This window comes from Nocardia sp. NPDC051750 (assembly GCF_044453135.1).
Classification (GTDB): domain Bacteria; phylum Actinomycetota; class Actinomycetes; order Mycobacteriales; family Mycobacteriaceae; genus Nocardia.
Genome location: NZ_JBITCK010000001.1, coordinates 1,372,732 through 1,394,070, shown reverse-complemented (window position 1 = coordinate 1,394,070; position 21,339 = coordinate 1,372,732). Strand labels below are relative to the sequence as shown.

Annotated in this window: 15 protein-coding genes and 4 tRNA genes; 7 read left to right on the top strand and 12 right to left on the bottom strand. The window is 66.8% G+C overall.

All coding sequences use genetic code 11. The features are described 5' to 3' along the window. The first annotated feature begins 348 nt into the window (after nt 1–348). Both ACIA75_RS06190 and ACIA75_RS06185 read left to right on the top strand, forming a co-directional pair. Nucleotides 349–2,841 (top strand): glycerol-3-phosphate 1-O-acyltransferase, encoded by a 2,493-nt coding sequence (locus ACIA75_RS06190; RefSeq protein ID WP_397100418.1) that lies wholly within the window; start codon nt 349–351, stop codon nt 2,839–2,841. Then, a complete protein-coding gene (locus ACIA75_RS06185) occupies nt 2,838–4,289 on the top strand; it encodes a 1-acylglycerol-3-phosphate O-acyltransferase (protein WP_397100416.1) in 1,452 nt (483 codons plus the stop codon). The genes ACIA75_RS06190 and ACIA75_RS06185 overlap by 4 nt, the downstream gene beginning before the upstream one ends. Here the strand turns inward: ACIA75_RS06185 and ACIA75_RS06180 are convergent. From ACIA75_RS06180 to ACIA75_RS06160, 5 genes are all read right to left on the bottom strand, one after another. Beyond that, entirely contained in the window at nt 4,286–5,005 is a 720-nt protein-coding gene (locus tag ACIA75_RS06180) for a polyprenol monophosphomannose synthase (protein ID WP_397100414.1), read from the bottom strand. The two genes, ACIA75_RS06185 and ACIA75_RS06180, sit on opposite strands and share 4 nt — an antisense overlap. A 400-nt stretch (nt 5,006–5,405) precedes the next feature. Continuing rightward, nucleotides 5,406–5,479, bottom strand: a tRNA-Phe gene (locus tag ACIA75_RS06175). Between the two features lie 55 nt (nt 5,480–5,534). After that, nucleotides 5,535–5,611: transfer RNA gene (locus tag ACIA75_RS06170), tRNA-Asp, on the bottom strand. A 30-nt stretch (nt 5,612–5,641) separates the two neighbouring features. Beyond that, nucleotides 5,642–5,714 (bottom strand) — tRNA-Glu (locus tag ACIA75_RS06165). A gap of 95 nt (nt 5,715–5,809) precedes the next feature. Then, entirely contained in the window at nt 5,810–6,472 is a 663-nt protein-coding gene (locus ACIA75_RS06160) for a TetR family transcriptional regulator (protein WP_397100412.1), read from the bottom strand. A gap of 886 nt (nt 6,473–7,358) precedes the next feature. Here ACIA75_RS06160 and ACIA75_RS06155 point away from each other — a divergent pair. Together ACIA75_RS06155 and ACIA75_RS06150 are read left to right on the top strand one after the other, a co-directional pair. Further along, a tRNA-Lys gene (locus tag ACIA75_RS06155) sits at nt 7,359–7,431 on the top strand. Between the two features lie 503 nt (nt 7,432–7,934). Continuing rightward, a complete protein-coding gene (locus tag ACIA75_RS06150) occupies nt 7,935–8,903 on the top strand; it encodes an acyl-ACP desaturase (RefSeq protein ID WP_397100998.1) in 969 nt (322 codons plus the stop codon). Between the two features lie 190 nt (nt 8,904–9,093). Here the strand turns inward: ACIA75_RS06150 and ACIA75_RS06145 are convergent, their stop codons facing one another. Beyond that, nucleotides 9,094–9,720, bottom strand: a complete 627-nt coding sequence (locus tag ACIA75_RS06145) for a hypothetical protein (RefSeq protein WP_397100410.1) — start codon at nt 9,718–9,720, stop codon at nt 9,094–9,096. 445 nt (nt 9,721–10,165) lie between these two features. On the opposite strand from ACIA75_RS06145, the gene dusB reads away from it, so the two are divergent. The 3 genes from dusB (at nt 10,166) to phoU (ending at nt 14,881) form a co-directional block, all read left to right on the top strand. After that, nucleotides 10,166–11,314 (top strand): tRNA dihydrouridine synthase DusB, encoded by a 1,149-nt coding sequence (dusB, locus tag ACIA75_RS06140; RefSeq protein ID WP_397100408.1) that lies wholly within the window; start codon nt 10,166–10,168, stop codon nt 11,312–11,314. Between the two features lie 1,079 nt (nt 11,315–12,393). Beyond that, on the top strand, nt 12,394–14,136 hold the full coding sequence (locus ACIA75_RS06135; protein WP_397100406.1) for an LCP family protein: 1,743 nt from the start codon (nt 12,394–12,396) through the stop codon (nt 14,134–14,136). 82 nt (nt 14,137–14,218) lie between these two features. Further along, complete coding sequence (phoU, locus tag ACIA75_RS06130) at nt 14,219–14,881, top strand: phosphate signaling complex protein PhoU (protein ID WP_397100404.1); 663 nt, start codon at nt 14,219–14,221, stop codon at nt 14,879–14,881. A 324-nt stretch (nt 14,882–15,205) separates the two neighbouring features. Here the strand turns inward: phoU and pstB are convergent, their stop codons facing one another. The 6 genes from pstB to ACIA75_RS06100 all read right to left on the bottom strand — a co-directional run bounded on the left by pstB (nt 15,206) and on the right by ACIA75_RS06100 (nt 21,161). After that, nucleotides 15,206–15,982: a phosphate ABC transporter ATP-binding protein PstB gene (pstB, locus tag ACIA75_RS06125; protein ID WP_397100402.1), complete on the bottom strand. Its 777-nt coding sequence runs from the start codon at nt 15,980–15,982 to the stop codon at nt 15,206–15,208. Nucleotides 15,983–15,999: 17 nt separating this feature from the next. Further along, complete coding sequence (gene pstA / locus ACIA75_RS06120) at nt 16,000–16,905, bottom strand: phosphate ABC transporter permease PstA (protein ID WP_397100400.1); 906 nt, start codon at nt 16,903–16,905, stop codon at nt 16,000–16,002. Beyond that, on the bottom strand, nt 16,905–17,876 hold the full coding sequence (gene pstC, locus ACIA75_RS06115; protein WP_397100996.1) for a phosphate ABC transporter permease subunit PstC: 972 nt from the start codon (nt 17,874–17,876) through the stop codon (nt 16,905–16,907). The genes pstA and pstC overlap by 1 nt, the downstream gene beginning before the upstream one ends. 88 nt (nt 17,877–17,964) lie before the next feature. Beyond that, complete coding sequence (pstS, locus tag ACIA75_RS06110; RefSeq protein ID WP_397100398.1) at nt 17,965–19,074, bottom strand: phosphate ABC transporter substrate-binding protein PstS; 1,110 nt, start codon at nt 19,072–19,074, stop codon at nt 17,965–17,967. 351 nt (nt 19,075–19,425) lie between these two features. Next, a complete protein-coding gene (mshD, locus tag ACIA75_RS06105) occupies nt 19,426–20,382 on the bottom strand; it encodes a mycothiol synthase (protein ID WP_397100396.1) in 957 nt (318 codons plus the stop codon). An 11-nt stretch (nt 20,383–20,393) separates the two neighbouring features. Continuing rightward, on the bottom strand, nt 20,394–21,161 hold the full coding sequence (locus ACIA75_RS06100) for a winged-helix domain-containing protein (RefSeq protein WP_397100394.1): 768 nt from the start codon (nt 21,159–21,161) through the stop codon (nt 20,394–20,396). Nucleotides 21,162–21,339 lie beyond the last annotated feature (178 nt).

Genomic DNA, 21,339 nt, shown 5'->3' with positions numbered 1-21,339 from the left:
CGGGTCGTTCTCCCTACCCACCGATCCCGGCAGCGTCGCCCGCACCGGCCCGGCGCGGCCCCCCGGTTGATCGGCGGCCGAATGCATTTGCCCCGGTGAGTGGTTCCGGTCCGGCCTGCCGCCCACCGCGGCACCGTCCGGTCCGAGCAGGGCCGCGTGATTCACCCGTATCCCGAACGACACAGCAAACCGCCCCCGTGCGGCGCGCGGGCCGTCCATAGTGTTCGCATGGAGTAGTTTCGGATTTCACCGCCGCCGGCGACCGGCTTCCCGGCGAAGGAGTCCCACGCAGACCACAGCGGGCAAGAAAGCCGTGAGCCCCGATCGGACGCAGAGGATCCACACACCATGATCGAGAACCACGGTGGCGCACCGACGCCCTCCGACGACCCGCCGGAATCGGTGGTTGCGCTGGTGGATTCGGCCTCCGGCACCGAACGGGAACTGGTCGGCCGCTGGATCGCCGACGGCGGATTGTCCGCCGAACTCGGCGTCCGCGTCCCGGTCACCCAACTCGATCTCGATGCCGGAGCCGTGGCCGACCGGCTCACCGGCCGCACCGACGATCCGCTGGTGATCCCGGTCCGAGTGCTCTGGCTGCCACCCGAGCGCGACGGTGTCCGGCGCGTGACCTTCGGTGATCTGGCACTGCTCACCAACCCCCGCCGTCCCAACCGGTTCGCCCAGCGGCGGCTGATCGCGCGCTCCCCGGACCGGCATATCGTGCTCACCGGTGCTCCCGCCCGGCTCAGCGAGTTGCGCACCAATCATCCCGAGGCCGCGGCGCTGCACCACACCGGCAATACCGAACCCTTCGCCCGCGCCGTGGTACGGGCGGCGGTCGTCGCGCTGGAACGCGCGGAACGCACCGTGATCGGCGACCGGTACAAGGTGCCGCGACTGGTGACCGAGGAGATCCTGGACTCCCCCGATTTCCTGCGCCGGCTGGAACATATCGCCGACGAGACCGGGACCGACCCCCGGGAAGTCTGGCGACGCGCCGAGAAGGCGCTGAACGAATTGGTCGCCGCGCAGAGCCGCACGGTCTCGGATCTGTTCACCCAGGCGATGCGCCCGGTGCACGCGTCGACCTGGAAGGTGAACTGCGACCGATCCGGGCTCGCGGCGTTACGTGACCTCAACCGGCGTTATCCGCTGGTTTTCCTGCCGTCGCACCGTTCCTACGTGGATGCTTTCGTGCTCGGTGATGTGCTGGCACGCAATGATTTCCCACCCAACCATGTCGTCGGTGGGGCCAATCTGGGTTTCTGGCCGATGGGCCCGATCGCCCGGCGGACCGGCACTATTTTCATCCGGCGCAGTTTCGGCGGCGATACGGTCTATCAGGCGGTTGTCGAGGAGTATTTCGGCTATCTGCTCGCCCGCCGATTCAATCTCGAATGGTATTTCGAGGGTGGCCGCACCCGCACCGGAAAACTGCGGCCGCCGCGGTACGGACTCCTGAACTATCTGGCGGCGGCCGTGCGCCGGGGCCGCGTCGCCGACGCACTCCTCGTACCGGTGTCGATCACCTATGAGCGGCTCAACGAACTCGGCGCCATCGCCGACGAGCAGGTGGGTGGCCGGAAGAAGCCCGAAGGTCTGGCCTGGCTCGCCCGCTATGTGCGCAACCAGCAGCATTCGGCCGGTCAGGTGTACGTACGCTTCGGCGATCCGCTCTCGGCGCGCGACCGGCTCGCCACGCACGGCGACCCGCTCACCGAGCCGCCGATCTCGATTCCGCTGCACCGTACCGATACCACCGGACCCGCGCCGCGCGCGGAACTGGACACCCTGGGCGAGCATCTGGGCAAGCGGGAACGCCGGGCGGTCCAGCGGCTCGCCTTCGATGTGGCCGTCGGGATCAACGCGGTCACCCCGATCACCGTGAACGCACTGGTCGCGCTGGCCCTACTCGGCGTGCACGACCGCGCGCTGACCCGGGCCGAAGTCTGCGAGGTACTCAACCCGGTCCTGGACTACATCGAGAAGCGCGATCTCCCCAGGGGCGAGATCGCGAAATTGCGGGACGAGAACAGCCTGGCTGTCGTCCTGGAACAGCTGTCCCTGGCGAAAGTGGTCACGGTCTATCGCGGCGGCGTCGAGCCGGTGTACTCGATCGAACCCGGCGCCCATCTCGAAGCCGCGTTCTACCGCAACAGCGCCGTCCACTGGTTCGTCGACCGGGCAATTCTCGAATTGGCCATCCTGGCCGCGGTCGAGGCGGCGCCCGATGATCCGGCCGCCGGCGCCATCGGACCGGATGCCGATGCCCTGGATATCGGCTGGGCGGAAGCGTATCGCCTCCGGGATCTGCTGAAATTCGAATTCTTCTTTCCCGACCGGGCCGAATTCGCCGAGCGGATCACCGCGGAAATGCTGGTGGTGGATCCGGCGTGGCGAACCCGTCCCCGCGATACGCTCGGCAGTGAAATCCTGGCCGGTCTCACCGGTACCGGTTTCATGATGGCCCATCGCGTGCTGCGCTCCTTTTTCGATGCGCAATTGGTTGTCGCCGAACGGCTGGCCGCACGGGATCCGATCGTGGATATCGACCGCAAAGAGTTCATCGCCGAATGCGTATCGGTCGGCAAACAGATGCTGCTGCAGAAACGTCTGCACAGTACGGAGTCGGTGTCCACCGAACTTTTCGGCAGTGCGCTCGAATTGGCCGCGAACCACGGGCTGGTCGACGCCGCCGATCCGGATTCGGCGGAAGCAGTGGCCGCGCTGTCCGCGGCCCGGCGGGACTTCGCCCACCGGCTGGGCACCATCGGAATCCGCATCTCCCGTGCCGCCACCCTCGACCCCTCCAACCTCACCGCCGGGCGGACCCGATGAGTACCCGGGAAGCCGGGAAGCTCCCGGCCTCGCGGACCGTGCATCCGGACACACTGGTCAGCTCGATCCGGTCCGGCCCGCAGGGCGCGGATATCGGCGCGATCTTCGACCTGTCCGCGATCGCGGACCTGCGCACCATGCCCGCCCGCCGGTTTCGCGGCCCCGACCGGGAACTGATCGGTCTCCTGTTCGAACAGCTGCGGCACAGCGGCGCGGAATCGGGGCCCGATTTCCTCGGACGCATCGCCCAGCAGGCCGCCGGCCGGGCACCGGACGACTTCACGGCACTGGGTGAGCGCGTTTTCAAACGAGGCTGGTACGACCGGCTGTACCCGGAAGTCTGGCGCCTGGTGCAGGAACACATCGCGGCCGGGCACACGGTGGTCCTGGTCGGGACCGCGACCGACGGCCAACTCGGGCCCGCGGCCGCGGCGCTCGGTATCACCCACGTCCTCGGCGCCCGGCCGGAAGTAGCCGCAGGCCGCCTCACCGGCCGGCCGGCCGGTCCGGTGCCCTACGGCCCGGACAAAGCCGCGATCGTATCCGGCTTCGCCACCGACCAGGGCGTGGACCTCCGGCGGTCCTACGTCTATGCCGGCGCCGCTGCCGATGTCCCCCTGCTGTCGAGCGGCGGAACGCCGACCCCGATCGCACCCGATCCGGCCCTCGCGGCCGCCGCGGCGGAGAACGGCTGGTCCGGGGTCGACGTCAGCGCACGGACCGCGCCCGCCGCCGTCGACTACCCGCGCACCGTGCTCGGATTCGCCGCACTGCTCGGTGGCGCGCTCTTCGGCGTGCTCTGCCGGGCGCACACCCGAAGCCGCCGTGCGATGGCCGATGCCCTCTTGCGGTACGGCACCCGCTGGCCGCTGTGGTTGTGTGGAGTCCGGCTCCGGGTCACCGGCACCGAACATGCCCGCGACCCCCGGCCGGCGGTGTTCCTGTTCAACCACCAGAGCCAGTTCGACGTACTCATCGTTCCGGCCGTGCTGGGCCCGGGAGTCACCGGGGTCGGCAAGAAAGAACTGATCCGGAATCCGATTTTCGGCCCGCTGATGCGATTCGTCGGCGTCACCTTCATCGACCGCTCGAATACCGACCGGGCCAAGGCCTCGCTTGCGCCGGTGATCCACACACTGCGCGACGGACTGTCGATCGCGATCGCGCCCGAGGGCACCCGGTCCTACACCCCGCAGCCCGGCCGGTTCAAGAAAGGCGCGTTCCATATCGCCGCGCAGGCCGGGGTCCCGGTGGTCCCCGTGGTGATCCGCAATGCCGCCGAGGTCGGCCGCCGCGATTCCATGATCGCGCGTCCCGGGACGGTCGATGTCGCGATCCTGCCGCCGATCGATGTCTCCGGCTGGGATCCCACGGATATGGGCCGTGAGGTCGCCGCGGTCCGGCAGCTCTACCTGGACACCCTGCGCGAGTGGCCGGCGGGTGGCTAGAGCGACCGTCCGAACAGCAGTTTCCACGGCATGAGCGCGGATTCCAGCTGTACTGCCAGGCTCATCTTGGAGGCACCCAGGGTGCGTTCCTCGAAGCGGATCGGTACCTCGGAGATCCCGAAACCCTGTCTCTTGGTCCGATAGTTCATCTCGACCTGGAACGAATACCCGTTGCTACGGATCGACTCGATCTCGATCGCGCGCAGCGTATCGGCCTTCCATGCCTTGAACCCGGCGGTAGCGTCTTTGATGCCGAGCCGCAGGATGGCGTTGACATAGAAGTTCGCCCAGGCGGAGAGCGCCTTGCGATACCACTTCCATTCGGCGGCGGTCGAGCCGCCGGGAACGTAGCGGGATCCGAGCACCACCCCGGTACCCGGCTGCGTCAACCGATCCAGCATGGCCGGAATGACCTCGGCCGGATGGGACAGGTCGGCGTCCATCTGGATCACCACATCGGCGCCCTCGTCGAGCGCACGGGTGATCCCCGCGATATAGGCGCGGCCCAGACCGTCCTTCTCGGTGCGGTGCAGCACCGAGACGACATTCGGCATATCGACGGCCAGTTTGTCGGCCACCTCGCCGGTGCCGTCCGGGGAGTTGTCGTCGACTACCAGCACGTGCAGGTCGGGGACGGGTAGCTCCGTCAGCCGTTCCACCGCAACCGGCAGATTGTCCCGCTCGTTGTAGGTCGGCACAACAACGGTAACCCTCAAGGGTCGCCCTCCCTGCTGGTCTCGCCCGTCGGCCGACCGATCAGCCGCAGGCGTCGCTACGTATTACTCGTGAACGGTAGCCCAACCGCGTACCCGCAGCCGCAGCGCACCGGTCATACCGGCCACCACGGGCAGCCTGCTACCTCATTGTCCTTCGCGCCAAGCCCGGTCCGCCGCGTCCTGCGATGCGTTGCGCTGCCGCACTATGTCGAGCGCGCGTTCGGCGGTCGCACGATCCGGATAGGGACCCATCCTGTCGCGAAACCAGCACTGACGCCCGCGCTCGGCACGCTGATGCTTCAGACAGTAGTACCACCGTTCGGCCATGACTCCAGCATCCCACCCGCACCGGGTCCGGACGAACAGAAACCCCCGACCGCATGCGATCAGGGGTTCATTGTGGCCAGGGCCGGGATCGAACCGGCGACCTTTCGCTTTTCAGGCGAACGCTCGTACCAACTGAGCTACCTGGCCGCAGGCACCCGGAACGAATGCCATCCGATGGATGGCGAATCGCTCCGACATCCACTGGCGACCCTGACGGGACTCGAACCCGCGACCTCCGCCGTGACAGGGCGGCGCGCTAACCAACTGCGCCACAGGGCCTTGCTCTGTGCAACCTACTTTCGTAGGTCGTACCCCCTACGGGATTCGAACCCGCGCTACCGCCTTGAAAGGGCGGCGTCCTAGGCCGCTAGACGAAGGGGGCTCGTCCCGGATCTCTCCGGACCGGCTGTTCAACGGCTGTCCGTTGGGAGCTCGCATAGCTTATGTCAGGGTGCGCACAATTCCCAAATCGGCTGGTCAGGTAGTCGAACCCAGTTCTTCCAGGCGTGCGTACGCCCGCCACCCGTGCTGCCCGAACTTCTCCGACCACTCCGTCGTGCAGCTCGCCCGCACCACGACCTCCAGCGACTCCCGGAACCGCGTACGCAGATCGGGTCCACCCGCATGCGCATCGACGATGTAGCGCTGACCGATCAGCGCGCCGGCCAGTGTTCGCGTGAAACTGTCCGGATCGGTGTCGGGTCGCAACTGCCCTTGGTCGATCGCCCCGGCCGCCAGACCCCGGATGGTCGAGGAGAGCATCCGGCAGCCGCCGCGATTCTGCTGCCCGAAACCCGGATCTATGACGAGACGGAACTCCGCCTGAACGATGATGTCGTGCTCGAGCCGCAATGCCAGTTCGTCGAAGACGCCGTGCAGAATATCGAGCGGTCCCAGTTCCGCGCGAACGAGCCAGCGGTCGATGGTGTGGCTGTAGTGTTCGATGGCGGAATCGAGTACAGCACGTGCCAGATCTTCCTTCGAATCGAAATGGAAGTACATGGCGCCCTTGGTCGCCCGCGACCCTTCCAAAATGCGGTTGAGTGAAGCCGCGGCATAGCCGCTCTTCCCGAACTCAACGGCGGCGGACCGGATAATTGCTGCCCGTGTCCGACGGGCCCGCTCTTGCTGCCGTGCCATGCTCGAAACGCCTCCGAAGCCTTGTGCATCCGCTGGAATTTCCACCTGCGGAATGCCCGCGACCGATCAGCTGCTTTGGACGAGCGTGCCGACGGTGCGAACTTATCCTGTTGTATCCGACCAATGGTCGGTTTATTGACCCGTATCGAACTTTTGGTTCGAAACCCAGCCCGAAGACAAAACACACCGGCTGGTATAATTTGAACGCCCGGGTGCGCCGCAGGGGGTGCGCATCCGGGCAACTCCGTTGCGCTCTGACTCGTCCCCGATCCGCCTCCCGCAGCGTCGACCCGAGTAACACCCCGAATTCGTTGATTCGTCACGGTACTCGGAATCCGGTACCGACACGCGGTAAACCGATAGAGCGGGCTATGATTCGGCGACTCGGATTTTGCGAACATGCGATGGCTCGCCGAGCCCCGAATGGTCGAGCGAAACACCGGAGACAGCACCGGATGTCCGCCCGCGCGGGCAGGTTTCGGACCGGAGTTCAGCCGGCCACTCCCATCCCTCGGCGCCTGCCGTCCCGCTCACGAGCAGCCGTCAACCGACACTCCGGGAAATACGCTCCGAGAACCCACTTTTGCGAGAACTCCGCCTTTACCGATCCAAAGGCATTGGTATCCAACATATTTGGATCGTATCGTGCCACCCGTTGTATCAACAATGCCGGAGGTACCGTAATTCGATACCTATAGGTATGGTTTTCCGCCGCCGACCTCACCCGAGCCGACCCCGGAGCCGCCCGACCTCGCCCGACCTCGCGGCCGTGGCGATCCCGGACGGAGCGTGGACACATCGGCCGAAGCGGGATGAGTGACAGAAAGCACCAGCGTAACCACCCGATTACGAAATAGCGCGCGCTTCCCAGTACACTTGCGCCCGCGCCCCTATAGCTCAGTTGGTAGAGCTACGGACTTTTAATCCGCAGGTCCCAGGTTCGAGCCCTGGTGGGGGCACCTCGGGCGCCCGGTCCACGACCGGGCGCCCGTCGCGTTTCCGGGCAGGCGGCCGGCCGGAACCACCCTGTCGGCAGTATCACACCGGCCTGTGACTTCCACCAGGGTTACCCCGCCGCCACTGTGATTTCAATCGGCCCGTATGATCCCCGCTCACCCCGGAGCGCACCCCCTCGGCGCCCGCCTGCCCAGCCTGGAAAGACCTCCGTGAGCAGCGGCGCGAGTCCGGCGCTCCGGCCGGACCGGTACCTCCAGCACCCCGAGGATGTGCCGTTTCCCACCCCGGCTAACACAATTGGGAAGGCGCTCGATATGCCCATAACCGAGTTTCGGGCCATACACTCTCTGTGACGGCCGGTGGCAGGAAAATGTGCACCACCGTGCACTCTTTGTCCGTCGGATGCGTTTCGCATCACACCTACGGTGCCGTAAGGTAGGGCCGCATCGGCAGCGGTCTACATCAAGTGACCGGCACGAACGCAACATATGAAGGGCTTGATCACATGGCAAGGGATCTGACTCAACTCGAGCTGCTCACAGAGTTGGAGCCGGTTGCCGAGCAGAATGTCAACCGGCACCTCTCCATGGCAAAAGAGTGGCATCCGCACGACTACGTCCCCTGGGACGAAGGCCGCAACTTCGCCGCCCTCGGCGGCGTCGACTGGGACCCCGAACAATCCAAGCTCAACGAGGTCGCCAAAGCGGCCATGATCACCAACCTCCTCACCGAGGACAACCTGCCCTCCTACCACCGCGAAATCGCCGAGAACTTCTCCCAGGACGGCGCCTGGGGCACTTGGGTCGGACGCTGGACCGCCGAAGAAAACCGCCATGGCATCGCCATGCGCGACTACCTGGTCGTCACCCGTGGCGTCGACCCGGTCGCCCTGGAACAAGCCCGCATGGTCCACATGACCAACGGCTTCGCCTCCCCCGCCGAAGCCGACGCCGGATTCCTGCACTCGGTCGCCTACGTCACCTTCCAGGAACTCGCCACCCGCGTCTCCCACCGCAACACCGGCAAAGTCTGCGACGACGCCATCGCCGACCGCATGCTGCAGCGCATCGCGGCCGACGAAAACCTGCACATGATCTTCTACCGCAACATGTGCGGCGCCGCCCTCGACCTCTGCCCCGACCAGGCACTCGACGCCATCACCCTGATTCTGGAGAATTTCCAGATGCCGGGCGCCGGCATGCCGAATTTCCGGCGCAACGGGGTCCTGATGGCCAAACACGGCATCTACGATCTGCGCCAGCACCTGGAAGAGGTCGTCCAGCCGGTCCTCAAGAAGTGGAACATCTTCGGCCGCACCGACTTCACCGCACACGGTGAACAGACCCGGGAACGGCTCGGCGATTTCCTGGACAAACTGTCCAAGGACGTCGTCAAATTCGAGGAACAGCGCGACCGCATGCTCGCCCGTGAAGCAGCCAAACGAGAGAAGGCTCTCGCCTCGGCCAGCAGCTGAGAACGGACCAGTTCAGCGCGAACCACCAACGGGCCGCCGGGAAACCGGCGGCCCGTTGCATTCGCTGCCCGGTCGCGGCGCCACGTTCAACCAGGCCTGCCCAGCGGGTTACCCGGCGACGCTCCCTGAGGGTTCAGCCGCTCCCGACTCGGACATGCCCGGTGCCGGGCCAGGGTCACAGGTTCCGCACTCAGTTCGTGGGGAGGGCCCCGTCCACGCCACCCACGTCCGTGACCTGCCAGCCTTCGTTCTCGTCGAGCGTCACCGTGTAGGTGACCGTGGTCTGCGTACCGTCCGGGTTCTGGGCGTTGGTCGAGGTCACGTTGACGAAAACATTCAGCTTGTACACCCCGTCCTGCTCCGACATGACCTTGGCGGTGATGGGGGTCGCCGTCGAGGTCCACTGCAGCGGTACCAGGATCTGTTCCAGCTTCGGCGCTGTCTCGTCGAACTTGCCCGCGAGCTGCGGCGTGGTGTTCGTCTTCAGTGCGGCGATCCAGGCGTCGAGATCCTGGAAGTTCACCGTGGCCGCGCCGACCGCGTACTCGGTCGCCAGCTGTTCGGCACGGTGGTCGTCGGCGGCGCGTTCGTCACGGTCGGACAACTCGCCGCGTGCCGTGAAGTACAGGACGGCGAAAACGATCGCCGCCACCGCGAGCACGGCAATGAGTACGCCGCGTACCAGGCTGGACACGTGGATGGATACGGTGCCCGGCCTGTCCGCGGGCCGCTCCCCGGTGCCCTTGCCCGGGGAAACGGTCCTGCCGCCTTCGCCCTCGCTCGGCGTACCGGCGGATTCTTCGGTCTGGTCGGCCATGATGCTGTCGTCCTCTTTCGTTCGTCCGCGGTTCGATGCGCTCCCGGGAAGGTTCTGTCAGCGGAAATAGGTGGCCGCCTGTGCCGATTCCGACCGCGGTCCGGGGTGACCGGGTTCGCTCCACAGGCCGGTCGCTGCTGTGTTCACTTGCGTAGCTCCGGCGGCGGTTCGATCACCTCGCCGCCGGCAGCGCGGATAGGCTGCCCGGTGATCCCGAGGTCCACACCGCCGGTCGTCACCGCCCGGGTCGGGCCGCGAACTCCGGTGGTTCGGCGCAGACGAGGCTAGCGGTGGCCCGCGACATCACCGGCCGGCACCCACCTCGAATGCCCAGCAGATCACACGACAGCCGGTATCGGCCGGCCGCCCCCTGACCACCTCGGGCACCGCACGGTGAGGCACCCGATAGTGACTACCCCCGCGGCAGCAGGGAAAATAGGACCTTGTGCAGGCAGAAGTGGAACAGGAGACAGGTTTGCGGATCGGCCCCTACTCGGTCGATCCGCCGGTAGTGCTCGCCCCGATGGCGGGAATCACCAACCTGGCCTTCCGGAAACTGTGCCGGGAGTTCGGCAGTTCGACGGCGATCTACGTCTGCGAGATGATCACCGCCCGTGCGGTCGTCGAACGGAACGAGAAAACCCTGCACATGATGTCTTTCGACCAGGGCGAGTCGCCGCGGTCCATGCAGTTGTACGGCGTGGACCCGGCGACGCTCGGCGAGGCGGTGCGGATCATCGTCGGTGAAGGCTGGGCCGACCATATCGATATGAATCTCGGCTGCCCGGTACCGAAAGTGACCCGGCTCGGTGGCGGCGCCGCACTGCCCTACAAACGGAACCTGTTCGCCTCGATCGTCCGGGAGATGGTCCGGGCCGCCGAACCGGCCGGTGTCCCGGTGACCATGAAGTTCCGCATCGGGATCGATGACGAACACCGTACCTATCTGGACACCGGGCGGATCGCCGAAGCCGAGGGCGCCGCGGCCGTCTCGCTGCACGCCCGCACAGCCGCCCAGCGCTACTCCGGAACGGCGGACTGGTCGGCCATCGCGCGGCTCAAGGAGGCCGTGACCACCATTCCGGTGCTGGGCAACGGCGATATTTTCAGCGCGGGCGACGCGGTCGCGATGATGGCGCAGACCGGCTGCGACGGCGTCGTGGTCGGCCGCGGATGCCTGGGCCGGCCCTGGCTGTTCGGGGAACTGAGTGCCGCCCTGCGTGGTGAGCCCGCCCCGACACCGCCCGCCCTCGGCGAAGTGGGCAAGATCCTGGCCCGTCACGCGGGGCTGCTCGCCGAACATCACGGTGAGGACAAAGGTATGCGCGATCTCCGCAAGCATATGGCGTGGTACTTCATGGGCTTTCCGCTCGGCGCCGATCTGCGGCGGAGTTTTGCCACGGTGTCCACGCTGGACGAACTCGACGGACTGATCGCCCAGCTCGATCCGGCCGTTCCGTTCCCCCCCGATGCCGAGGGACCGCGCGGCCGCCAGGGCTCACCCGGCAAGGTCGCGCTGCCGCACGGGTGGCTCGACGATCCGGACGACGGAACCGTCCCGACCGCGGCCGATGTGATGCACAGCGGCGGCTGACCGGACCGACACGCCGAGACCCCGGGTAGGCGAAACCGCCGCTCGGGGCATGGAAACATACCTCCAGGCAACTTTCCAGCATTACCCGCACCTCTCACCCGCTCGAGACGTCCGAGTGGCTCTCAGTGGCGAAATCGTTATCATTGCGGAATCCCGTTACAGCCTTTCGAGCACGGCTGTGACGGCAGCGAGTTGCGAAAGAGCGAGGTTCATTGGTGGGTGACGATCGGAACGGGCGTTCACCACGGCCCGGAGGTCGCGCACCGTGGGAGCGATATCCCGCGGCAGAGCCCCCCGAAATGGACGGCGCACGAGGGGCGCGGCGGCAACGGCAACCCGAGACGCCGGCGGATCAGGCGCCCCTGACGGTGCAGGATCTGGTCGATCGGGTGGACAGCGAGCGGACGACCCGGCGGCGGGCGGGCGATACGGGACGACATGCGTCGCCGCCCGCACCCGGACAACCGGCTGCGGACCGCCCCACGCCGGCGGCGGGGCCGCCACCCCGGCACGGCGCCGATCACCGGGCCGGACCGGATCTACCCGGTCCCGCGGCACCACCCCCCGCTCGATCGGCCCGTCCCCCAGCGCAACCCACCCGGCCACCCGCCGGCCCGGCCCGGCAGCCCGGGCCACCGGCACCCGGACCGGGCGCTCCCCCGGACCTGCCCGGCGGGCCGCCACCACGGCAGGCACCGCGGGGCGGACCGGACCCGCGACGCCCCGACCGGCCGCAGCCACCGGCGGCCCGGCCGCAGCCCCCGGCAGGCCCCGCCCCGCGCGCCGATCCCGATCAGGGCGCACCGGCTCGTCCCACTCCCCGGCCCCCGGATCCCTCCGCCCGCCCCGGCGGCGATCTACCACCCGGCCGGGGCGCGATCAGGCCACCGACCGAAGGTCGGCCCGCCGTACCCCCGGCCCCGGGCGCACCACAGAACACAGGCGCACCCCCGAACTCCGGAAAACCGGCCCGGGATACCTCCCGGAACCGGCCACCCAATGGCCGGCGACCCGCCCCCGCGCCGGTCGGCGAGGCCGACGGCGAGGCCGCGGCCGCGATGCCGCGGCCGCCTGCCCCGATGCCCGATGAGCCCCGAGCCGACGATGAGCGGGCCTCGAAACGCTCCCGGCAATCACGCAGCACACTCCGCCGCGGCGGTAAGCGCGCCGCGCCTGTAGTGACCGATGAGAACGTCACCGATGTGCTGGCGCCCATCGCCGAGAACGGCGCACGCGTCGGCGGCCGAACCGATACCGGCGGCTGGCCCACCTCGGAGGTCGCCGAGTCCGAAACAGTCGGCAAGCCGAAACGACGGTCGGCCGGGCAGTCGCGGCGCGAGAAGCGAATGCGTATGGCCGTACGCGCCGGCGTCGCTTTCCTCTCGGTGCTGGCGCTGCTGATCACCGGCGGCGGCTGGAGCTATCTGCGCGCCACGAACAACGGATTCACCCAGGTTTCCGCGCTCGCCGACAACGAAGACGATGTGATCGATGCCAATGCCCAGCTCGGCGACGAGAACTATCTGATCGTCGGCACCGACACCCGCGCCGGCGCCAACGGGGATCTGGGCGCGGGCACCGTCGAAGACGCCGAGGGTGCGCGCGCCGACACCACGATGCTCGTACATATCCCGAAGAACCGGCAGCGAGTGGTGGTGATGTCCTTCCCCCGCGACTTGGACGTCACCCGGCCCGAGTGCAACGGGTGGGACAACGAGAAACCGGGTTACACCGAAGACGTCTACCCCTCGGAAATGGGGGGCAAGCTCAATGCGGTGTATGCCCTCGGCGGTCCGAAGTGCCTGGTCGGCACGATCCAGCGGCTGACAGGCAGCACGATCAATCACTTCATCGGTATTGATTTCGCCGGGTTCGAGCAGATGGTGAACACGGTGAACGGGGTCGAGGTATGTACCGCTCAGCCGCTGGAGGACGGCGTGCTCGGCACAATCCTTCCCGAGGCCGGCCGCCAGCGCATCGATGGCGCCACCGCGCTGAATTATGTGCGGGCCCGGCACATCTACGGCGAAGAGCGCAGCGACTATGACCGCATCAATCGGCAGCAGAAGTTTCTGGCTTCACTTCTCCGCGGGGCATTGTCGGGCCAGGTTCTGCTGGACCCCGGGAAGCTGAACGGGTTCATCAAAGCCTTCACCAACGCGACCTTCGTCGACGGAGTCGAGCCCAACGACCTGCTGATGCTGGGCCGGTCGCTACAGGACCTGGAATCCGGGGCGGTGACCTTCCTGACCGTCCCCACCGCAGGCACCACGTCCTACGGCAACGAGATCCCCCGGACCTCGGATATCCAGGCCATCTTCCGCGCTATCCGGGACGACCAGCCGCTGCCGGGCGAGAAAACCGCTCCGGCCCCACCGCCCACGTCGGAAGCCCCGGTGCCGCCGTCGCTCATCGCGGTGGACCCGAGCACCGTCTCACTCCTGGTTTCCAACGGTTCGGGAATCGGCGGCCTGGCCAACACCACCGCCAGTGAGATGGCCAATGTCGGTTTCGGCATCTACAACGTCGGCAACTACACGGAGGGGAACGCACCCGAGACCAAGGTCCGTTATTCCACCGGTTACGAGGCCGAGGCGGCGACAGTAGCGAGCTCGATCCCCGGGGCCACGATGGAGCTCGACGATTCGCTGGACAGTATCGTCGAACTAGTTCTCGGCGAGAACTACCAGCAGACGGTGAACGAGCCCACTCCGGTCGGCAGCCCGATCACCGATGTTCCGGCCGCCAGCACTGCGCCGGTGGAACTACCTTCCGACCTCGAGCATGTGAATGCGGGAGACGACCCCTGCGCCGTGCAGTGAACCGGGCCCGTACAGCCCGGTGACCGGGTTATTCACCCACTGTTGGTGACGTGGACAGTAGTGCGAACTAGTCTTCTGTTTCATGCGTGTCATCTACAACGAGCAAATGGCCGATCTCGCCCACCTGCTGGGCGAGATGGCCGGTCTTGCCGGTTCGGCCATGGATCGCGCCACGCAGGCTCTGCTCCAGGCCGACCTGCCGCTGGCGGAGCAGGTCATCAGCGAGGGCGATCGGATCGCCGAGATGATCGCCGATGCGGAGGAGAAGTCGTTCGCGCTGCTCGCACTGCAGGCCCCGGTCGCCGGTGACCTCCGGCAAGTGGTCAGTGCGATCCAGATCGTCAACGATGTCAACAGGATGGGAATCCTCGCCCTGCACGTGGCCAAGGTGGCCCGGCGCCGGCATCCCAACCACGCCCTTCCCGAGGCGGTCAACGGCTACTTCGCCGAGATGGGCCGGGTCGCGGTCAGTATGGGCCAGAGTGCCAAGGAAGTACTGGACTCCCGCGACCCCGAGCGCGCGGCGCAGCTGAACCAGGACGACGAGGCGATGGACGATCTGCATCGCCACCTGTTCACCCTGCTGATGGACCGGGAATGGAAGTACGGAGTGGCGGCCGCGGTCGATGTCACTCTGCTCGGCCGGTACTACGAGCGTTTCGCCGATCACGCGGTGGAGATCGGCCGCCGGGTCGTCTTCCTGGTCACCGGTGAGCTGCCCCCGGACACCGACACCGAATCCTGACCCGGATCGCCCGCCGAACCAAGACAGTGGCCCGAGGAAACCCTCGGGCCACTGTCTTTTGTCCGGATTTCCCGTCACGACCGCTACGCGCGGCTGAGCCGGCGGAGCGGCCAGCGGGCAACCACCCCGACCACGACTGCCTGCTCCCCCACCTCAATGGTTCGGGGCCCGTCTCGGATCTGGACTGACGGAGCGGGGGAGCGAAGCGGAGGAGCGGAGGAGCGGAGGAGGGAAGATTCGAGACACGAGGGGGCCCCGAACCCGCGACGCCGGAGGCGGCGCCAAAAATACAGCACCCGCGACGCCGGAGGCGGCGCCGATAATTCAGCCGAAGCGGCCGGAGATGTAGTCCTCGGTGGCTTTTTCGCCGGGGTTGGAGAAGATCTTCTCGGTATCGTCGATCTCGACCAGTTTGCCCGGCTTGCCCTGGGCCTCCAGGTTGAAGAAACCGGTCTTATCGCTCACCCGAGCGGCCTGCTGCATGTTGTGGGTGACGATGACGATCGTGTATTCCTTCTTCAGCTCGGTGATCAGGTCCTCGATCGCCAGGGTGGAGATCGGGTCCAGTGCCGAACAGGGCTCGTCCATCAGCAGCACGTCGGGCGACACCGCGATTGCCCGGGCGATGCACAGTCGCTGCTGCTGACCACCCGACAGCCCGCCGCCAGGCTTGTCCAGCCGGTCCTTGACCTCGTTCCACAGGTTCGCGCCGCGCAGCGAGCGCTCGGCGACCTCGTCGAGCTCCCCCTTGTTGCGCACGCCCTGCAATTTGAGGCCGGCCACCACGTTGTCCCGAATGGACATGGTGGGGAACGGGTTCGGCCGCTGGAACACCATACCGATGGTGCGGCGCACGCCGACCGGATCCACCTGGGAGCCGTAGATGTCCTCGCCGTCGAGCATGACGGCGCCGGAGACGCTGGCGTTCGGGGTCACCTCGTGCATCCGGTTCAGCGACCGCAGCACGGTGGACTTACCACAACCGGACGGGCCGATGAAGGCGGTCACGCTGCGCGGCAACACGTTCAGCGAGACATCGGCGACGGCATGGAATTTGCCGTAGAAGATGTTCAGGTCTTTGATATCGATGCGCTTGGCCATGTTTTTCCGTTTCCGCCTTATCGGTTCCGCATCAGGAACTTGTTGACACCCGCAGCCGCCAGGTAGAGCACCGCGATCAGCAGGATGAGCGTGAGCGCCGCACCCCATACGCGCTGGCGCCCCGCGTCTTCCGCGTTCGCCAGCTCCTGGTAGATCAGCAGCGGCAGCGAGGCCATATTGCCGTCGAAGATATTCGTATTGATCGACTTGCTGTAGCCGACCAGCACCAGCACCGGCGCGGTCTCGCCCATCACGCGGGCCAGCGCGAGCAGGATGCCGGATATCATGCCCGGCAGGGCGGTCGGAATAACGATCTTGACGATCGTCTTCCATTTCGGGATACCGAGCGCATAGGAGGCTTCGCGCAGCTCGTCGGGAACAAGTTTGAGCATTTCCTCGGTGTTGCGCACCACCACCGGCAGCATCAGCAGCACCAGTGCCAGGGCGACCGCGAAGGAACTCTGCGGGAAGCCCAGCGTCGCGATCCACAGCGCGAAGATGAACAGCGCCGCGACGATCGAGGGGATACCGGCCAGGATATCGACCATGAAGGTGGTGACCTTGGCGAAACGGCCGGTGCCGTACTCGATCAGGTAGATCGCGGCCATGATGCCCAGCGGGACCGCGATCACCGCCGCCACCGCCGACTGGACGATGGTGCCGTAGATCGCGTGGTAGACACCGCCGCCGGTCTGATCGGGCAGGATGCCCTTCTGCGAATTCTGCCACCAGTCCAGCGACAGGATCGCCTCGAGACCGTTGGTGACCACCATTCCCAGTACCCACACCAGGGGGATGAGCGCAATGATGAAGCACAGCGCGAACAGGCCGGTGGCGATATTGTTCTTGACCTTGCGGGCGGTACTCACATCCCGGAAGGTGGGTGGCTTGATCGGCTGATCGAACTTGGTCATGGTAGCCATCAGCCGTTCACCTTTCCGCCCGCGACGAACCGGGCCAGCGCGTTGACGACGAAGGTCAGCACGAAGAGCACGAAGCCCGCCGCGATATAGGCACCGGTCGGCAGCGGCGCGCTGAATTCGGCAGCAGCCGAGGCGATTTTGGACGCGAAGGTGAAGCCACCGTCGAACAGTGACCAGCCGCCGGCATCCGCGGATGTTTTCAGGATGATGAGCACCGCGATGGTCTCACCGAGCGCCCGGCCCAGGCCGAGCATGGAGCCGGCGATCACACCGCTGCGCCCGTAGGGCAGCACGGTCATCCGCACGACTTCCCATTTGGTGGCGCCGAGTGCCTGCGCGGCCTCGATATGCGCCATCGGGGTCAGCGCGAACACTTCCCGGGCCACCGAGGTGATGATCGGCAGGATCATCACGGCCAGCACCACGCCGGCCGTGAAGATCGTGCCACCGCCGGCAATCGACACATTGCCGTCGGCGAACAGGAAGAACCACCCCAGGTTGTCGTTGAGGAAGTGCTGGAGCGGCTTCAGATAAGGCGCCAGGACCAGCAGCCCCCACAGGCCGTACACGATCGACGGCACGGCGGCCAGCAGATCGGTCAGCATCGAGAAGGGCCGCGCCAGCTGCTTGGGGGCGTAGCGGGTGAGGAACAAGGCGATACCGACACCGATCGGCACCGCGATGATCAGCGCGAAAGCGGAGCTCAACACCGTCACCATGAACAGGTCACGGATACCGAAGCGGAGGTTGTCCGCATCGCCGGTGTTGAACTCCGTACTGGTGAAGAAGTTCACCTGGTCAGCCCCGAGCGAAGGCACCGCACGGATCAGCAGGAACAACGCGATCAGCGCGATCGAGCCCACGATGATCGCGGCGGCGGCGACGGCCAGCGATTTGAAAACCATTTCGGCCCGCTGGCCGCGTGCGCCACCGTCGCTGCGTAACGGCGGCTTGTTCGGGTCGCTCGACATGGATGCGGTGTCTCCGGCCTTCCGCAGGCTCGTCCCGGTGGACGAGCCCGCGGAGGCTACCTCTGGGTTGACTGTCATTTTCGCGCTATCAGGAGATGGCGTCGATCGCCGCGGTCAGTTTGGTCTTGAACTTCTCCGGGATCGGAACGTATCCGTTGTCCTCCAGGCCTTCCTGGCCGTTGCTGATCGCGGAGTGCAGGAACGCCTTGACCGCGGTCGCGACCTCACCGTCGGTGTACTTCGAGCACACGATCTCATAGGTCGGCAGGATGATCGGGTAGGCGCCGGTCTCGGTGGGCTTGTAGAACGACGAGGTGTCGAGCACCAGGTCGTTGCCCTCGCCCTTGATCTTGACGCCGTCGATGGCCTTGCCCGCGGTCGCCGAGGTCAGCTCGACCGGCTCGGGGCCGGCGGAGGTGATGACCCGCGTGACGGACAGGTTCTGCGCCTTGGCGAACGACCACTCGTTGTACGAGATGGAGTTCGGGGTGGACTTCACCGCGGCCGAGGTGCCCTCGTTGCCCTTGGCGCCTTCGCCGACACCGCCGTTGAAGACCTTGCCGGCTTCCTTGCCCCAGGCACCGTCGGAGGCGGCGTCCAAGTAGAGCTGCAGGTTGTCGGTGGTGCCGGACTCATCGGACCGGTAGATGACCTTGATCGGCTCGGCGGGCAGCTGCGCGTCCGGGTTCAGCGCCTTGATTTCGGGAGCATCCCAGGTCTTGACGGTGCCGTTGAAGACCTTGGCCAAGGTCGGGCCGTCGAGCGCGAGATCGGTGACACCGTTGACGTTGTAGGTGATGGCGATCGGGCCGAAGACGGTCGGCAGGTTCCACGCGGGCGATGCGCAGCGCTTCGCGGCGTCGGCGACCTCACCCTTCTTCTCGCTCAGCGGCGAGTCGGAACCGGCGAAATCGGTCTGACCGCCGAGGAATTCCTTCACACCGGCGCCCGAACCACTCGAGGTGTAGTTGAGGGTCTGACCATCACAGTTGGTTTCGTAGGCGGCGGCGAAACGCTCGACGGCGTTCTTCTGCGCCGACGAACCGCTGGCCTTGAGCGCCTGCTTGCCACCGCACTGGATATCGGCATTGGCTTCGACACCGGTCGCACCCGCGTTGTCGTCGCTGCCACAGGCAGCCAACGGCAGGATCGCGGCGGCGAGTACGCCGACGAGGGCGCTGCTGCGCTTGAACTTCACTCCAGTTCCTCCGGATACGTCCTACTCGCCCGGTCCCTCACCGGCCCGGGCGGTGTGATGGTGCGGCCGTTCGCGGGGAACTTGCACACCAGGCGGCCCACGACCGCCCAGAATCAACCTAGGTCCCGTCGGTAGACAGCCGGACCAGGGTGAGTGAACGGAAGGTGAACAGGCTGGCGTGATAACGCCCGATATGTGTGATGTTTGCCGCGTTGTTACTCCGCGCACCCCCAACCATCGCCGCCAGGTCGCCTCGGCGGCCCACCGCACGAGCCGAACACCCATCGGCAGTCGTGCACGCGACCGGGGCAGAGAACCGCGCCGGGATATCCCCGGTGCCGTGCCCTGCCGCTACTCGCCCGGCGGGCGCCCGATTCCGTCCGGTGCCGTATAGGCGATATCGATATGCGCCGGTGCGAAACCGAGCCGGTTGTATGTGTGGACCGCGGCGGTGTTATCGGCCTCGGTGTACAGCAGCACCTCGCCCAGACCCGCATCCCGCAGGTGGTGCAGGCCGATCAGCGTGAGCAACCGGCCGAGTCCGCGCCCCTGCGCAGCGGGATCGATTCCCACCACGTAGACCTCACCGGCCGGCGGACGCTCGTCGTGGTGGATCTTGGTCCAGTGGAAGCCGAGCAACCGGTGCGGATCGTCCGCGGCGAAGGCCAGGAAAACGCCGGCCGGATCGAACCAGGATTCCGCACGGCGCGCCGCGAGCTCGCCGTCGGTCCATCCGCCCTGCTCAGGGTGCCAATCGAAGGCCGCGTTGTTGACCCGGAGCAGCTCGGCGTCGTCGGCGGGGCCGGCGTAGGTGCGCACGATGAGATCGTCCGGAATCACCACATCCGGTAACTCGGGTGTTGCCAGCGACCGCCGCATCTGCCAGAGTTCGCGCGCGGCGACCAGATCCAGCCGGTCCGCCACCGCCTGTGCCGCCGGCAATTTCCCGTGCGCCCAGATCCGGGCCCCGGCACCACCGGCAGCGAGCGCGGCGGCCACCAGTTCCCGGCCGATACCGCGACCGCGCTGCGCGGGCGCCACCGCCGCCTCCGCCATGGCGGGATGCTCGTCGTGCGCCGGGGTCAGGCTCGCGTAACCGGCGACCGCGCCTTCCCGCAGCGCGAGCAGATGACGGACGGGTGCGTCGCCACGCAGCGCCAGCAATCCCTGTTCGGAGACCGGCGCGACACCGTCGGCCGCGGCGGCGGCATCCAGCAACGCACTCACCTCGCCGGCACGCCCGCCGGCCGGCTCATCGGCACTGCCGCCGAGCCGGCCCTCCACCCACTGCAATTCGAGATCGGACATTGCCGCGGCACTCACTGCGCGGTGCCGTTGACCGGCGCCATCGAATCCTCTTCCACACCGTCGCGTTCACTGTTCGCGGCACGGGAATCGGCATCACCCTTGTTCGCCGACCGGGCCGGGCGGACAGCCTTGTACCCCACATTGCGGACGGTACCGATCAGCGATTCGTATTCACTGCCCAGTTTCGCGCGCAACCGCCGTACGTGCACATCGACCGTGCGCGTACCACCGAAGAAGTCGTACCCCCACACCTCCTGCAGCAGCTGGGCGCGGGTGAAAACTCGGCCGGCATGCTGCGCGAGGTATTTCAGCAGCTCGAATTCCTTGTAGGTGAGGTCCAGCGGACGCCCGCGCAACCGCGCGGTGTAGGTCCCCTCATCGATCACCAGCTCACCGAGGGTGATCTTGCCGGTGTTCTCCGGGCTGGCCGCACCGCCGGTACGGCCGACCAGCAGGCGTAGCCGCGCGTCCAGTTCGGCCGGGCCGGTACTGGGCAGCAGAATATCGTCGAGACCCCAGTCCGCGTTCACCGCGACCAGACCGCCCTCGGTAAGGACGGCCACCACCGGCACCGACGACCCTGTACTCCCGAGCAGCCGGCACAGTCCGCGCGCGGCCGCCAGATCGGTCCGGGCGTCCACCAGCGCGACATCAGCGGTACCCGCCTCGAGCAACGACGCCACCTCGGTCGGCGCGGGTCGCACATTGTGTGCGAGCAACGACAGCGAAGGCAGAACCGAATCGGGGTCGGGGTCGGAGGTCAGCAGGAGTAGCTCCACAGCACTCCTCCCATCTCGTAGCTACGCGAAAGCCAGCTTCGTCGCCGTCGCCACGTTGCTCATCCACAACTAATCGCTGCAAGATTAGCGCGCTCTGTCTATTGCGCGGCCTCCGGCCGCGCGGGTCGGGGCCGTCGATCACGGATCTCCCGAATCCGAGCGGTGTGGCCGGGCGTCG

Coding starts and splice junctions, on each gene's coding strand:
- ACIA75_RS06190 (WP_397100418.1), top strand. CDS start 349: ATGATCGAGAACCACGGTGGCGCACCGACGCCCTCCGACGACCCGCCG.
- ACIA75_RS06185 (WP_397100416.1), top strand. CDS start 2,838: ATGAGTACCCGGGAAGCCGGGAAGCTCCCGGCCTCGCGGACCGTGCAT.
- ACIA75_RS06160 (WP_397100412.1), bottom strand. CDS start 6,472: ATGGCACGGCAGCAAGAGCGGGCCCGTCGGACACGGGCAGCAATTATC.
- ACIA75_RS06150 (WP_397100998.1), top strand. CDS start 7,935: ATGGCAAGGGATCTGACTCAACTCGAGCTGCTCACAGAGTTGGAGCCG.
- ACIA75_RS06145 (WP_397100410.1), bottom strand. CDS start 9,720: ATGGCCGACCAGACCGAAGAATCCGCCGGTACGCCGAGCGAGGGCGAA.
- ACIA75_RS06135 (WP_397100406.1), top strand. CDS start 12,394: ATGCCCGATGAGCCCCGAGCCGACGATGAGCGGGCCTCGAAACGCTCC.
- phoU (WP_397100404.1), top strand. CDS start 14,219: ATGCGTGTCATCTACAACGAGCAAATGGCCGATCTCGCCCACCTGCTG.
- pstB (WP_397100402.1), bottom strand. CDS start 15,982: ATGGCCAAGCGCATCGATATCAAAGACCTGAACATCTTCTACGGCAAA.
- pstA (WP_397100400.1), bottom strand. CDS start 16,905: ATGGCTACCATGACCAAGTTCGATCAGCCGATCAAGCCACCCACCTTC.
- pstC (WP_397100996.1), bottom strand. CDS start 17,876: ATGTCGAGCGACCCGAACAAGCCGCCGTTACGCAGCGACGGTGGCGCA.
- mshD (WP_397100396.1), bottom strand. CDS start 20,382: ATGTCCGATCTCGAATTGCAGTGGGTGGAGGGCCGGCTCGGCGGCAGT.